Consider the following 2,122-nt stretch of genomic DNA (forward strand, 5'->3'; position numbering starts at 1 on the left):
GTTGAGCGCCGCCATTTCCTCGTTCGGGCCGCCGATGCCCTCAGCCGTGAAGAGGAACCGGAGGGCTTTGCCGTCCCGCCGCCGGTAGAAGGTGAAGGCCATCTTGCCGAGGTCCCTGTGGAGGAGGTTCCCCTTCCCTAACCTTGCCTTCGCTACTGGACCTCAGAAACAACGATTTTCGGCGTCCAGGGCCGCGTAACTGCGCGCCAGACCGAATCGAGTCTCCCCATACCCGGTTGGGTCCAGACCTACCCCCTTGGCCTGGGGCGGGAACTGCGCTACGCTGCCGCCGTCATGTACCTCAAGTGCCATCCCCGTATCAAAGACGGCAAGGAGCATCGGTACTGGAGCATCGCCGAGAAGTATCGGTGTGCGGACGGCCGGAGTGTCGATCGGCACATCCTCTATCTCGGGGAGATCAATGACAGCCAGCAGGCGAGCTGGCTCCACTGCATCGAAGCGTTCGAGGAAGGCACGCACCGGCAACTCCGCCTCGCCCTGTTCCCGGCCGACCGGGCGATCCCCGCGCACGCCGCCGACGTCGGCATCCAAGTGCGCCTCCGCGAGTTCCGGCTCGAGCGCCCGCGGCAGTGGGGCGCCTGCTGGATCGCGTGTGAGCTCTGGGCCGAGCTCGGGCTCGATGCGTTCTGGCGCGAGCGATTGCCGCCGAGCCGCGAAGGCACGGCCTGGGAGCAGGTTCTGCTGCTCCTGGTCGCCTACCGCTTCCTCGCCCCCGGCAGCGAGTGGTACCTCCACCGGGAGTGGCTCCAGCGCAGTGCGCTGGGTGATCTCCTGGGAGCCGACGTCGGCGGCGTAGCGAAGGACACCCTGTACCGCTGTCTCGACAGGCTGCTCGTCCATAAGGCCGACCTGTTCCGCTTTCTCACTCGCCGCTGGCAGGACCTCTTCGGGGCGACCTACGATCTGCTCCTCTACGACCTCACTAGCACCTACTTCGAGAGCGATCCGCCCGAGGACGAAGCCGATCCCCGCCGCTACGGCTACAGCCGGGATCACCGGCCGGACTGCGTGCAGGTGGTCCTCGCGCTCGTCATCACCCCCGAAGGCTTCCCGCTCGCCTACGAGCTGCTCCCCGGCAACACGGCCGACTGCACGACGCTCCCCGCGTTCCTCACCCAGATCGAGGCCCGCTACGGCGTGGCCCGCCGGATCTGGCTGATGGACCGGGGCATCCCGACCGAGGCGCAGCTGGCCGAGCTCCGCGCCCGGGGCGGGCAGTACCTGGTCGGCACCCCGAAGGGCCGGCTCACCAAGCTCGAGCAGCCGCTGCTAAATGTGCCCTGGCAAGCCGCCCGGCCCAGCGTGCAGGTGAAGCTCCTGCCCCAGGACCAGGAACTCTACGTCTGGGTGCAGAGCGCAGACCGCGTGGCCAAGGAGCGCGCCATGCGCCGGCGCCGGTTGAAGCGGCTCTGGGCGCGCCTGCACGCCTTGCAGCGGCAGCGGCCCTCCTACGAGACCTTGCTCTTGAAGCTCGGCGCCGCGCAGCAGGCGGCCGGCCGGGCCGCCAGCTTGGTCGCGATCAGCCTGCCCCCACCGCCTCCCAAGACCGCACGGGGGCGCCGGGTGGACTTCACGTTCACCCTGGACAGAGCGAAGCTCCGCCAGGTGCGCCGGCGCGAGGGCCGCTACCTCCTGCGCTCGAACCTGATCGCCACGGATCCGGCCGAGCTCTGGGCGTACTACCTGCACCTCGTCGAGATCGAGGCGGTCTTCAAGACCTTGAAGGATGACCTCGCCGTGCGGCCGATCTACCACCAGCGCCCCGAGCGCATCGAGGCCCACATCTTTGTTGCTTTCCTCGCCTACTGCCTGCACGTCACGCTGAAGGCCCAGCTTCGTCCTCACGCGCCGGGGCTCACGGTGCGGCAGGTCCTCGACAAATTCGCCGCCATGCAGTTGCTCGACGTCCACTTCCCGACCACTGACGGCCGGGAACTCATCTTCACCCGGCACACAGAGCCCGAGCCCGATCAGCAACTGCTCTTGGCCCAGCTTGGGTGGACGCTCCCCGCCCAGCCGCCCCCGCGCATTACTGCAAAAAGAGCCGTGCAAATGTAGACCAGACCTCTGGGGGGCGGCGGCCGGAATACCAACGACTTAC

At 67.9% G+C, this 2,122-nt stretch carries 1 protein-coding gene; it reads left to right on the plus strand.

The features are described 5' to 3' along the window. Positions 1-294 precede the first annotated feature (294 nt). Complete coding sequence (locus tag VMS96_08555; protein ID HVP43472.1) at positions 295-2,079, plus strand: IS1634 family transposase; 1,785 nt, start codon at positions 295-297, stop codon at positions 2,077-2,079. Positions 2,080-2,122 lie beyond the last annotated feature (43 nt).

The sequence above is a fragment of the Terriglobales bacterium genome (genome assembly GCA_035543055.1).
GTDB lineage: Bacteria > Acidobacteriota > Terriglobia > Terriglobales > Acidobacteriaceae > JAIQFD01.

Bases quoted from the DNA above. Each gene is read 5' to 3' on its own strand.
- VMS96_08555 (HVP43472.1), top strand. From the start codon at position 295: ATGTACCTCAAGTGCCATCCCCGTATCAAAGACGGCAAGGAGCATCGG.